The sequence below is a fragment of the Pantoea sp. C8B4 genome (assembly GCF_051336905.1).
GTDB classification, from domain to species: domain Bacteria; phylum Pseudomonadota; class Gammaproteobacteria; order Enterobacterales; family Enterobacteriaceae; genus Pantoea; species Pantoea rwandensis_B.
In genome coordinates this window covers 1-418 of the sequence record NZ_JBGMNK010000039.1, presented here as the reverse complement: position 1 = coordinate 418, position 418 = coordinate 1, and the positions used below count along the sequence as shown (strand labels likewise).

At 50.0% G+C, this 418-nt stretch carries 1 tRNA gene; it reads left to right on the top strand.

Annotation, left to right across the window (positions count from 1 at the left end):
- Positions 1-113: 113 nt before the first annotated feature.
- A tRNA-Glu gene (locus ACCW76_RS20905) sits at positions 114-188 on the top strand.
- Positions 189-418: the final 230 nt, after the last annotated feature.

The window sequence follows — 418 nt, the reverse complement described above, 5'->3', positions numbered from 1 at the left end:
CCTGCGGTTGGATCACCTCCTTACCTGAAGATACCTTCCCGCGCAGTGCTCACACAGATTGTCTGATAGAAAAGTAATGAGCAAGACGGCTGCGAAGTCGTGACACGAATCGTGTCCCCTTCGTCTAGCGGTTAGGACTCCGCCCTTTCACGGCGGCAACAGGGGTTCGAATCCCCTAGGGGACGCCACTTGCTTGGTGACAGGTGAAAGGTGTCTCCACAGTATCTCAAAACCAGCTTGCGAGCTGCGTTTGAGATATTGCTCTTTAACAATCCGGAACAAGCTGAAAATTGAAACGACGTGTCGGTTCATTTCTCCGTAATAAGAAATGAATGATGACATGTTCGAGTCTCTCAAATGCTTGCAGTCTGCAGCGTTGTAAAACGCCTGTGGGTTGTGAGGTTAAGCGACTAAGCGT